Here is a 16,930-nt window from a genome sequence, read left to right as displayed (position 1 = left end):
GTAAGTTCCATTCGGAAACAAAGTGAGTCCCGAAAAGGAACCTACTATGGGTGCATGAGGATGCACAACGCCGACGAGAACTGCGGCATCGCGCAGGCCGCCATGGTCCTGGGGGACTGGTGGAACGTTCTGGTGCTGCGGGAGGTCGCCCGCGGCCATGTCCGCTTCGACGCGCTGGCGGCCGAGATCGGCCTGTCCCGCAAGGTCCTCACCGAGCGCCTCGGCCGCCTCGCCGCCCTCGGAGTCCTGCACCGCAGCCTCTATCAGCGGCGACCGGTGCGCTACGAGTACCTGCTGACGGACGCCGGATCCGCACTGCTGCCGCTGCTCGTCGCCATGCAGGACTGGGGCGACCGATGGGTGCTGGGCGACGGGAGCGTCACCGCGACCGCGACGGAGGACGGCGCCGAACATGCCCGGGTGCACGCCCTGACCGGCACCCGTCTGCCCGACGGCCTGGATCTGCCCGGCCCGCAGGGCGCCCAACTGCCCGTCGTCTCACCGGACTCCGCCGCGACCGTGCTGTTCACCTACCCGGGAACGGGAGTCGACTGGGGCGAGCCGCCGATCCCCGGCACCGCCGGCTGCACGCTGGAGAACCGCCTGTTCCGGGACGCCTGGCCGGACTTCCGCCGGGCGGGCGTGGACGTGCGCGGCATCAGCACGCAACTCCCGCACGAACAGACGGAGTTCGCGCGCGTAGAGGAGGTCCCGTACCCCCTCCTGTCCGACGCCCACCACCACCTGGCCGCGGCCCTGCGGCTGCCGACCTTCCGCGGCGCGGGCCGACTGCGGCACAAGCGCCTCATCCTGGTCGTCGACGCCGAACGGACCGTGCGGCACGCCCTGTTCCCGGTCGTCGACATCCCGCACGCCGTCACCGAGAGCCTGACACTGGCCGCGCGGGTCCAGGGCGAGTCCGGGGCCGGTCGCGCGTGAGCGGCAGGTGGTGATCCGCGCGTTCGCGGCCCGCCTCCCGTGACGCCGGGGCGAAGCGTTCGACGTGGACGTGCCGGGGCGGCCGGAAGCCTCATGGCGCGGGGGTCGAGAGCGACGCGGGTACCGGCACCGCTGCCGAGCCGGCTGTGAACAAGTGAACAAGGCCCAGCGGCCGAAGCCGAGTTGAAGTCGCTGGACCACCCGTCGGGCGCCGCTCCTACCCTGGTGTGGACGTGCCACGAGGGCCGCCGTCGTCGAGGGAGACGCACATGCTCAGCAAGCTGGAAGCCGCCGAAGCCGTCCGTCAGGCCAAGGTGAAGACCGGGGTCACGTGGGCCCAACTGGCCGAAGCCGTCGGCAAGCCGCTCGCCTGGACCACGGCGGCCCTGCTCGGCCAGCACCCGATGGGCAAGGACGAGGCGGCCACGGCGGCGGCCCTGCTCGAACTCGGCGACGACGCCGCGCTCGCCTTCCAACTCCAGCCGACCCGGGGCGCGTTGGACGCGGCCGTCCCCGTGGACCCCACGATCTACCGCCTCTACGAGGTCGTCCAGGTCTACGGCCCGACCATCAAGGAACTCATCCACGAGCAGTGCGGCGACGGCATCATGAGCGCGATCAACTTCCGGCTCGACGTCCGACGGGTCCCCGACCCCGCGGGCGACCGGGTCGTCGTCACTCTCGACGGGAAGTACCTGCCGTATCAGTGGTAGGGGTGGCGGTCGGTCGCCCGGGACCGTGACGGTTCAGCGCAGAACCGTCTCCCATGTGTCGACCGCGTAATGCACGCCCATGCCATGGCGCGCGTACAACTCGGGCGCGCCCGTGGCATTGGACGTGTCCACCCCGAGCCCCACCGTGTCCCTGCCCCGGGCCGCGAACGTCGCGAAGGCGTGGCGCAGGAGGAAGCCGCCGAGGCCACGCCCGCGGGCCTCGCGCAGGATGCCGATGCTGCGGATCCAGCCCATGGCCTCGCGGTCGTCGCGGGCCAGCAGGAAACCGGCGTCTCCCAGGTCGTCGGTGGCGACGATCCAGACCAGGGCCCAGTCGAGCGCCTCGGCGTCGATGTCGGACAGCCACTGGCCGTGATCGCGGGGCTGGAAGTCGAAGTGCTCGGCGAAGGTGGCCTGGTAGAGCTCGTACACCTGCAGCCGGTCGGCTTCGGTCGTGCACGGCCGTACCCGCACCCCGGCGGGCACCTTCGGAGCAGGGTCGCGTGCGGGGTCAACGTCCTTGCGCAGTACGTGATATCGGCGCACGACCTGCCAACCCCGCCCCCGGATCAGGTCGGTGTCGAGCGTGGGGGCCACGTTCAGGTGCAGATGGACCACGGCCCGCTCGGCCCCGTTCTCCCGCGCCTTCTCCCGCGCCCTGGCCTCCATCGCCTCCAGGACGCGGACGCCGGCCTGCTGGTGCTCGGGCAGCACGTAGTGGTCCACGTCGACCCGCTCACCGCCCGACTCGTCCCACAGCAGCCCGTAGGCCACCAGCCGGTCCCCCTCGAACGCCAGCCAGGAGTCACGTGCGAGGTCGGTCCCAGGGGCCTTCAGGTCCGCCTCGACCGTGTGCAGATCGGTCTCGGGCCTGCCGATCTCGATCCGGTCGATCTCGTTGAGGAGTTCGGTGACGGCGGGCGCGTCGGAGAGTTCGGCGGAGCGCTGGAGGGAGGACATGCTGCTCAGGGTCCGGGGGAGCGGGGACGGTCGCAACAGGTTTTCGGCTGACCGAATGTCCTCTGGTCGGCGACCACCCCGGCGGGTACACAGTGGCTCACGACGACCAGCGGAGAGGTCATGCTGCGAGTGCACTTCACCACCGAGGACGTCGCGCGTGTCCGCGTCGCCGCCGCGCCCGACCCGCTGTGGGAGATCACCAACAGCTTCCAGGCCCTGCTCGTCCGGGACTCGTCGTTGGCGTTCGGCGAGTGGCGGCGGCTGGTGGCACCCCGACTGCCCGCGGGCGGCGGCCAGTTGACCGGACTGCTGCCGCCGCGCGGCTACTCGCCCGACTTCCTCACCCCCGACCTGCGCGGCCACTACGACCTGAGGAGCGCGGTCGACACCGTGCTCGGCACCCCGCGCACCGTCCTGCGCGACGACCTCGTCACCCTCGCCCAGTCCAGGGACCGGTCCCGGCCGCTGCCGACCGGTATCCGCGAGCTCGCCGACGGCACCCCTTCGGCCCTGCGCCGGCTGGGCTCGACCCTGCACGGCTACCACCGGCACGCGCTCGACCCCTTCTGGCCGCAGATCCGCGGACAGGTCGACGCCGACCGTGCCCTGCGCGCCCGGGCGGTGCTGGCGGGCGGCACCGAGGGGCTGCTGCGAAGTTTCGAGCCGCTGCTGCGCTGGGAGCCGCCGGTGCTCGTGGCCGACTACCCGGTCGACCGCGAACTGCACCTGGACGGACGGGGGTTGCTGCTTCAGCCGTCCTTCTTCTGCCACCGCAGACCGGTCACGCTCGCCTCCCCCGACATGACCCCGATCCTCGTCTACCCGATCCAGCACACCCTCGGCTGGACCCGGCACCGCGCCCGCCTCGGCACGGGACCGCCCGCCGAGTTGGGCGCGCTGATCGGCCGTACCCGGGCCGCCGTACTGGAGGACGTCGTCACCGGCCGCACCACCGGCGAACTCGCCGAGCGGTTCGGCATCACCGGAGCGGCGGCGAGCTACCACACCGCCGTCCTGCGCCGGGCAGGACTGCTGCTGAGCGTGCGGCACGGCAAGCACGTGGTGCACAGCATCACCCCCGCCGGACAGGCACTGCTGGAGGGCCCGTCGGAGACTCCGTTCGACGTTTAAGGCACGCCTTCACTGTGTGGCGGCTGTGCAGTCCCTGAGGACAGCATGGGTGCGTACGGACCGGAGCACCAACACCACGCACGGCAGGGGGACTTCACATGGCACTGCGCCGACTCACATCCCTTCTGGCCTCGACCGTCATGGTCGCGGCCGTCACCGTCGGCCTGACCGGCACCGCACAGGCGTCCGCGAGCGCCGGCTGCGTGCCGAGGAGTGGTGGCAAGGTCAACTGCAATGTCTGGAAGACGGCCAACACCTGGGAGTGCACCACCACCGACCAGACCGACAGCTGCGACGGAACGCCGGCCGGCATCCTCCACGCGGGTACCAACTACTTCTACTGCGAGATCTGGGCCACCAAGTACACGTACGGCAGCTACTACAACCACTACTGGGCCCTGACCGACGACGACAGTGGCAACAAGCTCGTCTGGCTCCCCGTCGTCTACATCAGCGGCGGTAACAACGACGGGCCGATCCCGGGTCTTCCGACCTGCGCATAGAACCTGACTCGGGCCGCCTGATCCAGCGCGAGGTCAGCCGGCCGGACGCACCGGGTGCTTGCTCATGATCGACACCCGGTTGAAGGCGTTCATGGTGATCGCCACCCAGACCACCGCGGAGATCTCGTCGTCGGTGAGGGTCGCGCGGGCGGTGGCGTAGGCCACCTCCTGCGCGTCGGCGTCGGCGATGCGGGTGGTCGCCTCGGCGAGGGCGAGCGCCGCGCGCTCCCGCGCGGTGAACAGGTCGGCGTCGCGCCAGGCGGCCAGCACGCCCAGACGCTGGGTGCTGTCACCCGCCCGCAGCGCGGCCCGGGTGTGCACGTCGAGGCAGTAGGCGCAGCCGTTGAGCTGGGAGACCCGGAGATTGACCAGCTCGACGAGCCTGCGGTCCAGACCCGCCTCGGCGGCTACCGCACGCGTCGCCTCGGCCGTCTCGACCAGGGCGTGGTAGGCCTTCGGGCTCTGCTTGTCGACGAAGACCCGCCCCGCGGGACCCGCTGCCATGTCGCTCAACCTGGGCTCCTTCGAAGACGCGGTTCCGTGCACACGGTTCCTTGTCATGAAATCACCCCGTGTCCGTCACCGGTCGCGGCGGTCCCCGTAGCGCCCCTCCAGGGCCGCGAGATAGCCGCGCAGCATGACCTTGGCCTCCTCCAGCAGCTCCGCGTCCCCCTCCGGGTGCTGCCGGAAGGCCTCCTGCGCGAGGGCGTCGGCGGTCAGCACCGCCGCGTGGCAGGCGCGGGCGAGGGAGTCGTCGTCGCGGGCGACCCCGAGCGCGACCAGGACCCGGCCGATGCCGTCCGCCATACGGAGCTTGTGCTCACGGTCCGCGGCCCGCGTCCGCTCGGTCAGACCGCTGCCGAACCACAGCGCCCGGAAGCCGTGTTCGGTGCGGTAGAGCCCGGCGTACGCGTCCACGAGCACCCCGACCGGATCTTCCCAGCGCTGCTCCGCGGCCCCCTGGACGAACCCCTCCATGAGGGCCTCCAGCTTGCCGAAGTAGCCGCTCGCCAGGGCGTCGATGATCGCGTCCCGATCCGGCAGGTACTGGTACAGCGAGCCGATCGACACCTTCGCCTCGGCGGCGACCCGCGTGGTGGTCAGCGCCTCGACCCCCTCGTCGACCAGCAGCCGCTCGGCCGCCTCCAGCACCCGCGCCAACCGGGCTTTGCTGCGCGCCTGTTGGGGCATACGACGCAGGGGAGCGGACCCCACGGACTCCGCGGCCGGCTCGCCCACGCACTACCTCCGAATGTGAACGTGACTTTGTTTCACGTTTAGGTTACGGTCCCGCACATGACCGACTCAAGCGCGGTGCTGGGTCAGGAGCGGTCCGCCGTGGCGGACTCCTGCCGTCGGCTCGGGGCCGCGGGCCTGCTCATCGGCACGGCCGGGAACGTCAGCGTACGCGTGGAGGGGCTCGTCGCGATCACCGCGACCGGAGCGGTCCTCGCCGAACTGACCCCGGACCAGGTCACGGTGGTCGACCTCGACGGAAAGATCGTCGCCGGCACCCTGGAGCCGACCTCCGAACTCGACCTGCACCTCGGCGTGTACCGGCGTTACGGCACCGGCGCGGTCGTCCACACCCACGCCCCGATGGCCACCGCCCTCTCCTGCGTCCTGGACGAACTGCCCTGCATCCACTACCAGTTGCTCTCGGTGGGCGGCACGGTACGGGTCGCGCCCTACGCCACCTTCGGCACTCCCGAACTCGCCGAGTCGGTCATCACCGCCCTGGACGGCCGCAGCGCCGCGCTGATGGCCAACCACGGCGCGCTCACCCACGCGCAGACCCTCGAAAAGGCCGTCGAGCACGCCCTGTTGGTGGAGTGGGCGTGCGGTGTCTACCAGCACGCGGCCGCGCTCGGGCCACCGCGCGTCCTCGACGAACAGCAGCAACTCGCGGTCATCGAGGCCGCGATCGCCCGCAACTACGGCACCACTCACCCCGTACCACCCGCGCAGGAGGGAACCCCATGAACGTCGTCACGATGGGCGTGCACGTACTGGACGTGCTGGTACGGCCGGTGGAGGCCATACCCGAGGGACAGGGCGCCACCCTGGTCGACGACATCCGGATGACCGCCGCCGGGACGGCCGCCGGCACCGCGCTCACCCTGGCCAAGCTCGGCGCCTCGGTACGCACCGCGGGCGCCATCGGCACCGACCCGACCGGCGACCTGCTCGTCCAGCTCCTCGACCGCGCGGGCATCGACACCGGCCTGCTCGTCCGCCGCACCGACACCTCCACCTCGGCCACCGTCCTGCCGATCCGCCCCAACGGCGACCGCCCCTCCCTCCACCTGCTGGGCGCCAACATCACCTACGGCCTCGACGACGTTCCCTGGGACGCGGTCGCCGAAGCCACCCATCTGCACCTGGGCGGACCGGAGTTGATCGGCGCCGAGGTCGCCGCGCGCATCCTCGCGCACGCCAAGGAACACGGCGTGGTCACCTCCGTCGACCTCCTCGCCCCCGGCGAACTGGGCACCTTCGACCAGATCGAGCCGCTGCTCCCGCACGTCGACTTCCTGCTCCCCAACGACGACCAGGTCCTCGGCTTCAGCGAGGAGACGGACCTCCTGACCGGCGCGCGCAAGCTCCTCGCCGCCGGCGCCGGGCTCGTCGCGGTCACCCGCGGCGCCGACGGCGCTCTCCTTGTCACCGCCGAGGGCACCGAGACGGTCCCCGCCTACGCGATCGACGTCGTCGACACCACCGGCTGCGGCGACGCCTTCTCGGCCGGCTTCCTGCGCGCCGTGAGCCTGGGCCGCACGCCCCGCGAGGCCGCCGTGCTGGGCAGCGCCGCCGCGGCCTTGGTGGCGCAGGGCCTCGGCAGCGACCACGGGTACTTCGACCTGGCCGCCGCCGACGAGTTCGCGGCGACACACAAGACGCGCTGACGCACGGAGACACGCTGACGCGCTGTCGGTGGGGGCGTCATCGCCCGTTCCGGGCGAGATGCCCGTTCCGGTGGTGACGCCCACGGCACCGGCGTACGGTCGAACAGTGGACGGAACCGTTCACTGAACCGACTCCCCGCGGGGCTCGGAGCCTGGCACAGGCCCTGACCCCCGGGAGGGCGACGCACATGAGCAACAGCGCACAGCCGACCTCTTCGTCGCAGGCCACCGCCAAGGACACCGGCGGTGGCGGACACGGCATGGCGCTGCTGGTCATCGCGTCCTGCCAGCTGATGGTGGTCCTGGACATCACCATCGTGAACATCGCGCTGCCGGACATCCAGCGCTCCCTGGACTTCTCCACCACCAGCCTGTCGTGGGTGGTCAACGCCTACACCCTCACCTTCGGCGGCCTCCTGCTGCTGGGCGGCCGGGCCGGCGACATCCTCGGCAGGCGGCGCGTCTTCGTCTTCGGCGTCCTGCTCTTCGTCCTGGCCTCGCTGCTCGGCGGCCTGTCCCAGAACTCCGGCCAACTCCTCGCCGCCCGCGCCCTCCAGGGCGTCGGCGGCGCCATCGCGTCCCCCACCTCGCTGGCCCTGATCAGCACCACGTTCCGCGAAGGACCCGAGCGCAACCGGGCGTTCGGCGTGTTCGCCGCGGTCTCCTCGGGCGGCGGCGCGATCGGACTCCTCGCCGGCGGCATGCTCGTCGAGTGGCTCAACTGGCGCTGGGTGCTCTTCGTCAACGTCCCCATCGGCCTGCTGATCGTGCTCGCGACTCCCCGCTGGATCAAGGAGTCCGAACGCCACCCCGGCCGCTTCGACATCACCGGCGCGCTCACCTCCACCGTGGGCATGGTGCTGCTCGTGTACGGCTTCATCAGAGCCGCCCAGGAGGGCTGGCGCGACGCGTTCACGCTGGCCTCGTTCGCGGCGGCGGTCGTCGTGCTGGTGGCGTTCGTCCTGGTCGAACGGCGCTCCAGGCAGCCCATCACCCCGCTGCACATGTTCGCCGACCGCAACCGCGCGGGCACGTACGGCATCATGCTGAGCCTGTCCGCCGCGATCTTCGGCATGTTCTTCTTCCTGACCCTCTTCGTCCAGGACGTGCTGGGCTTCAGCCCGTTGGAGGCAGGGCTCGCCTTCCTGCCGGTCAGCGCGGTCATCGCGGTCGGCGCCGGACTGGCCTCCAAGTTCCTTCCCGTGTACGGCCCCAAGCCCTTCATGGTGATCGGCGCGGTCCTCGCGGCGGCAGGACTGGCCTGGCTGACCCTCACCGACGTGCACTCCACCTACGCGGGCAGCATCCTCGGCCCGATGCTCGTCTTCAGCCTGGGCATGGGCATGGAGTTCGTCGCGCTCACGCTGATGGCGCTCTCCGACGTGCCGGTCGCGGAGTCCGGCGCGGCCTCCGGACTCCTCAACGCCACCCAGCAGGTGGGCGGCGCGCTCGGACTCTCCATCCTGGTCACGATGTTCGGCACCGCGAGCAACAACGAGGCGAAGAAACAGGTCCGCCAGTTCCTGACCCAAGCGACCCCGGCCGAACGCCTTCAGTTCCGGCGCACCGGTCAACTGCCGTCCCCCTGGTCCGACGAGGTCCTCACCGCCGGCGTCTCCGCCGCGTTCGTGATGGCCGCGATCTTCACCCTGGTCGCCGCCCTCGTCGCCGTGATCGCCATCCAGGTCCGCCCGTCCGACCTCGAACGCCTCAAGGGCGGCCCGGCAACCCCAGGCCAAGGCTGAATGCGGTAGGCCGTACGACGGTCACGTCCGCCGCGTCGCGATGCTGAGCGCGTTCGCCATCACGACCGCCCCGATGCTCGCCCACTCCGCCCACCCGAGACGCTGCCCGAGCCCGACCAGTCCGACGACCGCCGCCAGCACCGGGTTGACGCTCATGAACAGCCCGAACGCCTGCGCCGGCACCTGCCGCAGAGTGACCAGATCGGCCAGGTACGGCACCGCGGAGGACAGCACACCGGCGGCCACCGCACAGCCGACGGCACCCACGGTCGGCGGCTCCCGCAGCACCACGACGACCCCGACCGGCAGGAACATCAGCGCCGACACCGCGGCGGCGGCCGCGGACCCCTGCGCCCCCGGCAGCCGCCGGCCCACGGTCCGGTTGAGCAGGATGTACGAGGCCCAGCAGACGGCGGCGAGCAGCCCCAGCGCCATCCCCACGTAGTCGGCCGAGGGCCGCGGCCGCATCAACGCCACCGCACCCACCGCCGCGATCACCGCACAGCAGGCGTCGACCCGGCGCCGCGCCGCGACGAGCGCCACGGTCAGCGGACCGAGGAACTCCAGGGTCACCGCGAGGCCGAGGCCCACACGGTCGATGGCGGTGTACAGGGACAGGTTCATCGTCCCGAAGACCAGCGCCAGCAGCAGCACCGGCCACCACTGCGCCCACGTGAAGGACCGCAGCCGGGGCCGCCCCACGGCCAGCAGCACGGCCGCGGCGACGTACTGCCGTACCGCGACCACACCGACCGGCCCGAGCACGGGGAACGCCAGGGAGCCGATCGCGGCACCGGTCTGGTTGGACAGCCCGCTGCCGACCATCGTGGCGACACCGACCAGGCGCAGCCGGTCGGGGGTGGTGGCCGGGGGTGCGGGGCGGTTGAGGACGGGAGTGGCGGGTGCGGATGCGTCCGGCATGCTCCGATCGTGCGCCTCGGTTGTCGATGCGCAAAATGTGTCCGTGCGGCGATCTATACGCTGGAGTCATGGATGCGGATGTGGAACTCCGGCAGCTGCGCTGTCTCGTCGCCATCGTCGACGAGGGCAGCTTCACCGACGCGGCCATCACCCTCGGCGTCTCCCAGGCCGCCGTCTCCCGAAGCCTGGCCTCGTTCGAACGGGCCCTGGGCGTACGGCTGTTGCGGCGCACCTCGCGCGAGGTCGCGCCGACCCCGACGGGACTGCGGGTGCTCGCACAGGCCCGCCGGGTGCTGGGCGAGGTGGACGACCTGGTGCACACGGCCACCTCCGGGCACACCAGCCTGCGCATCGGCTACGCCTGGTCGGCGCTCGGCCGGCACACGCCCGCCTTCCAGCGCCGCTGGGCCCAGGCCCACCCCGCCACCGACGTGCACTTCGTCCGGGTCAACTCCACCTCGGCCGGCCTGGTGGAAGGCGCCTGCGACCTGGCCGTCGTCCGCAGACCACTGGACGAGAAGCGCTTCGAGAGCGCCATCGTCGGCCTGGAGAGGCGCCTGTGCGCCCTCGCCGCCGACGATCCGCTGGCCCGGCGTCGTTCCGTCCGGCTCGCCGACCTGTCCGGGCGCGTCCTCCTGATCGACCGCCGTACCGGCACCACCACCGCCGACCTGTGGCCGCCGGACGCCCGCCCGGCCACCGAGGAGACGCACGACGTCGACGACTGGCTCACCACCATCGCCGGCGGCCGACGCGTCGGCATGACGGCCGAGTCGACCGCCAACCAGTACCCGCGCCCCGGCGTCGTCTACCGACCGGTGCGGGACGCCGAACCCATCGCCGTCCGCCTCGCCTGGTGGCGCGACGACCCGCATCCCGCCACCCCGGCGGCGATCGAGCTGATCACCGCCCTCTACCGAGGTGCCTGAGCCGTGCCCCGGTCCCGGGCAGGTCCCGCTCAGGCCCGGCCGCGGGACACGGCGGGGGCCGGGACGAGACCGAGCTGCTGGGCACGCAGGACCGTGCTGACGCGGTCGCGGGTGCCGAGCTTGCGGTAGATGTTCTCGACGTGCTTGTGGACCGTACGGTCCGAGATGCCGAGCCGACGGCCGATGGCGGTCGCGGTGAGGGCGTCGGTGAGCAGCAGTAGGACGGTCGTCTCCCGGGGCGTGAGGTCGCCCGCCGCGGCCGGGTCACCGACGACGCCCGGCCCGGCCGACTGCCGCCACTGCATCAGCAGTTGACGCTGCTGCTCGACGGCGGACAGCAACGGTTGCAGCAGCTGGGCCGTGCGGACGTGGTCCTCGGTGAAGTCCTCGCCGGAGCGGTAGACCATGCACCCGGTGATCGGGGTGGTGACCTGCGGCAGCGGGACCGCCAGCACATGGTCCACGTCCATGATCTCGTCGAGCAGCTGCGCGGTGGGGCTCGTGGACCACTCCCGGCCCGCCGCCCCGCGGGCGGTGTGCGGCGTCCGGTCCGGGCCGGTGGCGTAGTGGTCGGCGAACGGATAGCCCGAGCGCAGCAGGGCCAGGTCCTCGTCCCCGAGCGCGTCGAGCTGGGCGCCGACGCCGGGCGACATGCCGACCGTGCCCGCGCGCTCGCTCCATTCGTCCAGCTTGTAGACCAGCAGCTCACCACCGCACAGTTCGGGCAGGGCACCGGCCAGCAGCGGCCACAGCCGCTCCGGCTCCCTCTCGTGGAGCGCCGCGACGGCCACCGCCAGCATGCGTTCGTAGGCCTCGCCCGGCCCGTGTGCCACGTTCCTTCTCCGCTCGTTCGCCGCGTACGCAGTTGTACCCATACCGGCGACGTCCACTGATGCCCGAGACTTTCGTGGTCCGTGCGGGCCGCCTGTACGGGGGAATGGCGGCCCGCACGATCTCACATCATCGCCTGCGCCGCGGTCTCAGGACGCGGTACCGAAGACGCCCTCCGTCGCGAAGACGAGTCCCGCGAAGCGCTTGCCCATGGTGCGGTGCGTGGCGGCGTCCGGGTGGAGGTCGTCGGGCAGCGGCAGTTCCGCGGCGTCGGCCTCGCCGTACAGCTCGCGTCCGTCGAGATAGTGCAGGTTGGGGTCCTCGGGCCGGCGCCGCTCCACGATCCGCGCCAGTTCGTCCCGGATGACGTTCAACGTCAGCTTCCCCTCGGCCACTTCGGCCGGATCCCCCATCGCCTTGAACCGCAGCTGCCCGTCGGCCAGCGCGCCGAAGTCCGCCGCGCTGGGACCGGGCGTGTCCTCGTGGATGGGGCACAGGATGGGGGAGACGACCAGCAGCGGAGTGGTCGGGTGACCCTCGCGGACGGTGTCGAGGAAACCGTGCACGGCGGGCGTGAAGGCCCGCAGGCGCATCACGTCGGTGTTCACCAGGTTGATGCCGATCTTGACGCTGATCAGGTCGGCCGGGGTGTCGCGCAGGGCGCGCGCCGTGAACGGGTCGAGCAGGGCGCTGCCGCCGAGCCCGAGGTTGATCAGCTCCACCCCGCCGAGGGAGGCGGCGAGCGCGGGCCAGGTCGTGGTCGGCGTGGCGGCGAACGAGCCATGACTGATCGAACTGCCGTGGTGCAGCCACACCGGACGCCCCGGGTCCGGCGCGGGCTCGACGGGAGCATCCGTGCGCAGCGCGACGAGTTCCGTGGCCTCGTCGTGCGGGAGCCAGATCTCGACGACCTTCGAGTCGCCGGACAGACCGTCGAAACGGAGCGTGCCGATCTCTCCCTGCCGGACCTCGGCGGTCCCGTTGGCCATGTCGATGGTCAGGGTGTTGCCGCCGGGCACACTGCCCCGGCCGGCCGGGAGGCCGTCGACGAGCAGGTCGTACACGCCGTCCGGGCGGGGCGGGGCACCGACGTACACGCGCTTGGTGGGCAGCGTGTCCAGTTCGACGACGGTCGCACGGGTGCGGAACACCAGCCGTACGCCCGACGGTTGGGCCTCGACCATGGCCAACTGCGGGTCGTCGCACTGGGCGCGGGCCCGCGCGGGCAGCCGGTGCGGCAGCACGCCGTGCTCGGTGTGCTCGACGTCGAGGGCGCCGCGCAGCAGTTCCGCGGAGATGTACGTGGTGGTCCAGTCGCGCTGGGGGGTGTCCATGGTCTCAACCTGAGGCTAGAGGTGGGTGGTTGGTCAGGGCGCCGGCCAGTTCCGCAACAGTGCGTCGAGGGCGTCCAGCGTGCGGGTCCAGCTCTCCTGCGAGTCGGGGGCGCTGTGACTGAACCCGCCCGCCAGCTCCAGACTCACGTACCCGTGAAACACGCTGCCGAGCAGCCGGACGGCATGTGTCTCGTCCGGTTCGGTCAGGTCGTAGCCGCGCAGGATCGCTCGGGTCATCTGCGCGTGCCGGACACCGGCGCTCGCGGCCGCCTCCTCGGGGGCCAGCCGCAGCCGGGACGCGTCGTAACGGCCAGGGTGCGCGCGGGCGTAGTCGCGGTAGACGTTCGCCAGAGCGACCAGGGCGTCCTTGCCGGCCCGCCCCGCGAGCGCCGCGGCGGCCCGGTCGGCCATCTCCTCCAGGGCGAGCACCGCGATCCTGGTCTTGAGGTCCTGCGAACTCTTCACATGCGAGTACAGGCTCGCGACCTTGACGTCGAATCGCCGCGCGAGCGCCGAGACGGTCACGTGCTCGAAGCCGACCTCGTCGGCCAGCTCGGCACCCGCCCGTGCCAGCCGCTCCGCGGACAGTCCCGCACGCACCACAGCCACTCCTCCCGTTGGGGTTCGGCGCTGTCGAGTATGCGTTTACCTAAACCCTTTAGGCAAATGACTTCATGACGTAGCCGGACGGGGGAGTGGCCGAGTGGGACTGCCGGTGGAGGTCAGACGGGACGCACGGCGATGCGGACCGCGGCCTCCCCGGCGTAGTAGACGGACTCCTCGCGTACGCAGGTGCCGGGGCCCGGGGCGTGGACCATCATGCCGTCGCCGGTGTAGATGCCGACGTGGCTGAAGTTGTCGTTGTAGAAGATCAGGTCCCCGGGCCGGCTCTCGGCGAGGGGCACGACCGTCCCGGCGCTCGCCTGTTCCTGCGCGGCGCGCGGCAGGGCGACCCCCGCGGACTTCCAGGCGGTCTGGGTGAGCCCGGAGTCGTCGTACGAGCCCGGACCGATCGCGCCCCAGACGCACGGCCTGCCGATCTGCGCACGGGCGAAGGCGATCGCCCGCTCGGCCTTGCTGCCGACGGCGGGGGCGGCGGGGATACCGGTGTCGAGGACGCTGGGCTGCCAGTTCTGGGCGGGCACGGCGCCCGTGTCGAGAACGCTCGGCTGCCAGGTCTCGGCGGCGGGCACTCCGGTGTCCAGCACGCTGGGCTGCCAGCTCTGAGCGGGGATCGCGCCGGTGTCGAGAACGCTCGGCTGCCAGGACTGCGCGGGCATCGACCCGGTGTCGAGGACGCCGGGCTGCCAGTTCTGGGCCGGTACCGCGCCGGTGTCGTAGGCGTTCGGCTGCCAGGACTGGGCGGGAATCGTCCCGGTGTCGTAGGTGCCGGCCTGCCAGGTCTGGGCGGGTATCGCGCCGGTGTCGTAGGCGTTCGGTTGCTGCCAGGCCTGGGTGGCCGGTACCCCGGTGTCCAGGACGCTCGGCTGCCGCAGCCGCCACTCCTCCTCGGCCCTGCGCTGGGCCTCCTGAGCCGTGTCGGACCACGGGGCGGCGACCGGGGCGGGCGCGGCCTCGATCGCCAGGGCGGGCGCGCTCCGCTGCCCGGTGTACCGGGCGAAGAGGTCACGGGCCGCGGCGAGCTTGCGCTGGCTGCGCTCCTTGGCCGTCCGCAGCGCGACCTGACGCGTGGGCGTGGCCGGGGCCGCCGGGGGCAGTCCTCGCAGGACCGCGGGCTGGAGTTCCGGACGGGGCGTGGACGCGGAAGCGGCAGGCAGGGCGGGCATGGCGCGGCCCGTCAGCGCCGGGCCGGGACCCGCGGTCAGCTCCGCGACGGGGCCCGCCGTCAGTTCCGCCACCGGGCGGCCGGTGGGGCCCGCGGGCAGTCCGGGCACGTCACGCTTGCGCTCGATCAGGTCGTCGGCGGGGCGCGCGGGCCGGGGTACGGCCGGGCGGGCAGGCATCCGGTCGGCCGGCAGCACCGCCGGAATGGTCGGCCCCACCGAGTTGCGCGCCGCGTCGAACCAGCGCCGGGCGACGTTGTCGAGGTCGGGGTCCGAGGTCTGGCGCGGGATGCTGCCGGTGGAGGGGCCCCGGCCTCGGGTGCCCCCGGTCATCGCGCGGGTCGCGTTGAAGTTTCCGGTGTCGCTCTCGGCCCGGTCGTAGAGGGTGCTGATCCGTTGCTGGACCTCTTCGCGGCTCGGTCCCTCATCGGCGGCCTGGGGCGCGGCGTCGGCGGCCTGCGAGAACACGGCCACCGAGGTGAGGGCCGCCGTCGCCAAAGCGGAGTTGCGCATGCCGGGCTGGCCGAAGCCTCCCGCGCGCGGCATTCGTTCCGGCGCCATGGGAGCCGTACTCCTTCCGTACTCCGCCTACCGGGTTAGCTGTCGGGTTCGGGCGGTCACGATGTGGAAGGCATGCCCTACGGCCCGTGCCCCGAAGGGCGGTTGGGCCGATTCACCCCATGAATCGGTGGGTCCCCGGCTCCGACTGCCACAGGGGCGAGCCGGACTCAGCGGAGGTCGCCCGACCCGACGGGGTCCGCCGGAGAGAGTCACGCGACCTGAGAATCAACTTAACCAACTTGTGTGCCCTGTGTGAAGGTTGAAGCGCGATATGTCCGATACGCTTTTGTGACCTTCGTCTTAATGGACCGTCAGAACTGGTTTCCGTGTACACACGGGTTCCGGCCGACGACTCACCGTCGCCGAAACCGGACGGTGAGGTCAGGAACCGGCTTCGCGCTCCGCGTCCCGCTGCTTGAGGCGCGCCGCCTCCTTGCGGACCTCCGCCTGGGTGGCGCGCTCCTTCTCCAGCCACTCGGGCCCGTCCTGCTTGATGGCCTCGATCTGCTCGGTGGTGAGCGCCTCGGTGACACCGCCGCGGGCGAGACCCGAGATGGAGATCCCCAGTTTCGCGGCGACCACCGGACGCGGGTGCGGACCGTTGGCCCGCAGCTCGCGCAGCCACTCGGGCGGGTTCGCCTGGAGCTCGTCGAGTGTGGCGCGCGAGACGTCACCCTCGCGGAACTCTGCGGGGGTGGCTTCGAGGTACACACCCAGCTTCTTCGCCGCGGTGGCGGGCTTCATGGTCTGGGTGCTCTGGTGCGACGTCATGGTGTCAAGGGTATCGATCGTGTGAGAGGCCGCCGACCACGGACGGTAATCTGGCGGGGTGACAGGCTCCGCGGACTCCGCAACATCCCCGACATTCCGGCTGGCGTACGTCCCGGGGGTGACGCCCGCCAAGTGGGTGCGGGTCTGGAACGAGCGCCTGCCCGACGTCCCCCTCACGCTCAGCCAGGTCGAGGCCGCGGAGGCGTCCGAGCTGCTGCGCGCGGGTGAGGCCGACGCGGCGTTCGTGCGGCTGCCGGTCGACCGTACGTTCCTCAGCGCGATCCCCCTCTACACCGAGACGACGGTCGTCCTGGTCCCCAAGGATCACGTGATCACGGCTGTGGAGGAGGTGACCGTGGGCGATCTCGCCGACGAGGTCCTCTTCCATCCCCTGGACGACGTCTTCGACTGGGACCGGCCGCCCGGAGAGCCCGCCTTCGAGCGCCCCCCGACCACGGCCGACGCCGTCGAACTGGTGGCGGCGGGTGTGGGCCTGCTGATCGTGCCCCAGTCCCTGGCCCGGCTCCACCACCGCAAGGACCTCACCTACCGCACGGTCGTGGACGCCCCGGAGTCGAGCGTGGCCCTCTCCTGGCCCGAGGACGCCACCACCGACCTGGTCGAGGACTTCATCGGCATCGTCCGCGGACGCACGGCCAACAGCTCCCGGGGCCGCAGGACCGCCGACCCCGAACCGAAGACGAAGCGAGCCGAGCCGGCCACCGCCCGCCGCAAGCCCGCGACGCCCTCGAAGCCGACGGGTCGCGGCGGCCGGGGTGCCACGGGTGGCGGCGGCAGGAGTGGCGGCGCCAAGGGCGGCGGCGCCAAGGGAGGCGGCAAGCGGGGCAAGCCCCGCGGTCGGTCCTAGCCCTCTGACCGCCTCCGCTCAGGGCACGACACGG

Annotated in this window: 18 protein-coding genes and 1 riboswitch; of the genes, 9 read left to right on the top strand and 9 right to left on the bottom strand. The window is 71.9% G+C overall.

Annotated features, from left to right (window positions below; translation table 11 throughout):
* Positions 1-54 precede the first annotated feature (54 nt).
* The gene (locus ACIP6U_RS35125; protein ID WP_401726345.1) at positions 55-939 is read left to right on the top strand and encodes a winged helix-turn-helix transcriptional regulator; all 885 of its coding nucleotides are present in this window, start codon (positions 55-57) and stop codon (positions 937-939) included.
* 269 nt (positions 940-1,208) lie between these two features.
* Positions 1,209-1,652, top strand: coding sequence for a cyanase (cynS, locus tag ACIP6U_RS35120; protein WP_401726343.1), 444 nt, complete (start codon positions 1,209-1,211; stop codon positions 1,650-1,652).
* Between the two features lie 33 nt (positions 1,653-1,685).
* Here cynS and ACIP6U_RS35115 read toward each other — a convergent pair whose 3' ends face one another.
* The gene (locus tag ACIP6U_RS35115; protein ID WP_401726341.1) at positions 1,686-2,612 is read right to left on the bottom strand and encodes a GNAT family N-acetyltransferase; all 927 of its coding nucleotides are present in this window, start codon (positions 2,610-2,612) and stop codon (positions 1,686-1,688) included.
* 120 nt (positions 2,613-2,732) lie between these two features.
* Here ACIP6U_RS35115 and ACIP6U_RS35110 point away from each other — a divergent pair, with 120 nt between their 5' ends.
* On the top strand, positions 2,733-3,743 hold the full coding sequence (locus ACIP6U_RS35110; protein WP_401726339.1) for an ArsR/SmtB family transcription factor: 1,011 nt from the start codon (positions 2,733-2,735) through the stop codon (positions 3,741-3,743).
* Between the two features lie 98 nt (positions 3,744-3,841).
* A complete protein-coding gene (locus ACIP6U_RS35105; RefSeq protein ID WP_401726337.1) occupies positions 3,842-4,246 on the top strand; it encodes a hypothetical protein in 405 nt (134 codons plus the stop codon).
* Between the two features lie 33 nt (positions 4,247-4,279).
* On the opposite strand, the gene ACIP6U_RS35100 is transcribed toward ACIP6U_RS35105, so the two are convergent.
* Positions 4,280-4,750, bottom strand: a complete 471-nt coding sequence (locus ACIP6U_RS35100) for a carboxymuconolactone decarboxylase family protein (RefSeq protein WP_401726744.1) — start codon at positions 4,748-4,750, stop codon at positions 4,280-4,282.
* Positions 4,751-4,825: 75 nt separating this feature from the next.
* Positions 4,826-5,437 (bottom strand): TetR family transcriptional regulator, encoded by a 612-nt coding sequence (locus tag ACIP6U_RS35095; RefSeq protein ID WP_401726335.1) that lies wholly within the window; start codon positions 5,435-5,437, stop codon positions 4,826-4,828.
* 105 nt (positions 5,438-5,542) lie between these two features.
* Here ACIP6U_RS35095 and ACIP6U_RS35090 point away from each other — a divergent pair, with 105 nt between their 5' ends.
* The 3 genes from ACIP6U_RS35090 (at position 5,543) to ACIP6U_RS35080 (ending at position 8,897) form a co-directional block, all read left to right on the top strand.
* A complete protein-coding gene (locus ACIP6U_RS35090; RefSeq protein ID WP_401726333.1) occupies positions 5,543-6,229 on the top strand; it encodes a class II aldolase/adducin family protein in 687 nt (228 codons plus the stop codon).
* The gene (locus ACIP6U_RS35085) at positions 6,226-7,152 is read left to right on the top strand and encodes a carbohydrate kinase family protein (protein ID WP_401726331.1); all 927 of its coding nucleotides are present in this window, start codon (positions 6,226-6,228) and stop codon (positions 7,150-7,152) included. The genes ACIP6U_RS35090 and ACIP6U_RS35085 overlap by 4 nt, the downstream gene beginning before the upstream one ends.
* A gap of 260 nt (positions 7,153-7,412) precedes the next feature.
* On the top strand, positions 7,413-8,897 hold the full coding sequence (locus ACIP6U_RS35080) for an MFS transporter (RefSeq protein ID WP_401726743.1): 1,485 nt from the start codon (positions 7,413-7,415) through the stop codon (positions 8,895-8,897).
* A 21-nt stretch (positions 8,898-8,918) separates the two neighbouring features.
* On the opposite strand, the gene ACIP6U_RS35075 is transcribed toward ACIP6U_RS35080, so the two are convergent.
* Positions 8,919-9,818, bottom strand: coding sequence for an EamA family transporter (locus tag ACIP6U_RS35075; RefSeq protein WP_401726329.1), 900 nt, complete (start codon positions 9,816-9,818; stop codon positions 8,919-8,921).
* Positions 9,819-9,886: 68 nt separating this feature from the next.
* Here ACIP6U_RS35075 and ACIP6U_RS35070 point away from each other — a divergent pair, with 68 nt between their 5' ends.
* Complete coding sequence (locus ACIP6U_RS35070) at positions 9,887-10,747, top strand: LysR family transcriptional regulator (protein WP_401726327.1); 861 nt, start codon at positions 9,887-9,889, stop codon at positions 10,745-10,747.
* 29 nt (positions 10,748-10,776) lie between these two features.
* Here ACIP6U_RS35070 and ACIP6U_RS35065 read toward each other — a convergent pair whose 3' ends face one another.
* From ACIP6U_RS35065 to ACIP6U_RS35045, 5 genes are all read right to left on the bottom strand, one after another.
* Positions 10,777-11,580 carry a LuxR C-terminal-related transcriptional regulator gene (locus ACIP6U_RS35065; RefSeq protein WP_401726325.1) on the bottom strand — a complete coding sequence of 268 codons (804 nt, stop codon included), beginning with the start codon at positions 11,578-11,580 and terminating at the stop codon, positions 10,777-10,779.
* 147 nt (positions 11,581-11,727) lie between these two features.
* Positions 11,728-12,912 (bottom strand): GDSL-type esterase/lipase family protein, encoded by a 1,185-nt coding sequence (locus ACIP6U_RS35060; RefSeq protein ID WP_401726323.1) that lies wholly within the window; start codon positions 12,910-12,912, stop codon positions 11,728-11,730.
* A 33-nt stretch (positions 12,913-12,945) separates the two neighbouring features.
* Positions 12,946-13,515, bottom strand: a complete 570-nt coding sequence (locus ACIP6U_RS35055) for a TetR/AcrR family transcriptional regulator (RefSeq protein ID WP_401726321.1) — start codon at positions 13,513-13,515, stop codon at positions 12,946-12,948.
* A 119-nt stretch (positions 13,516-13,634) separates the two neighbouring features.
* Positions 13,635-15,257 carry an NlpC/P60 family protein gene (locus ACIP6U_RS35050; RefSeq protein ID WP_401726319.1) on the bottom strand — a complete coding sequence of 541 codons (1,623 nt, stop codon included), beginning with the start codon at positions 15,255-15,257 and terminating at the stop codon, positions 13,635-13,637.
* Between the two features lie 8 nt (positions 15,258-15,265).
* A riboswitch (cyclic di-AMP (ydaO/yuaA leader) is annotated at positions 15,266-15,440 on the bottom strand.
* Between the two features lie 198 nt (positions 15,441-15,638).
* Positions 15,639-16,028, bottom strand: coding sequence for a DUF5997 family protein (locus ACIP6U_RS35045; RefSeq protein WP_124000967.1), 390 nt, complete (start codon positions 16,026-16,028; stop codon positions 15,639-15,641).
* Between the two features lie 58 nt (positions 16,029-16,086).
* Here ACIP6U_RS35045 and ACIP6U_RS35040 point away from each other — a divergent pair, with 58 nt between their 5' ends.
* Complete coding sequence (locus ACIP6U_RS35040) at positions 16,087-16,896, top strand: LysR family substrate-binding domain-containing protein (RefSeq protein ID WP_401726317.1); 810 nt, start codon at positions 16,087-16,089, stop codon at positions 16,894-16,896.
* The last annotated feature ends 34 nt before the right edge of the window (positions 16,897-16,930 follow it).

The organism is Streptomyces sp. NPDC088794, from assembly GCF_044750545.1.
Lineage (GTDB): Bacteria > Actinomycetota > Actinomycetes > Streptomycetales > Streptomycetaceae > Streptomyces.
The sequence above is the reverse complement of the archived record's forward strand: the minus strand, read 5'-3'. Positions and strand labels throughout refer to the sequence as shown.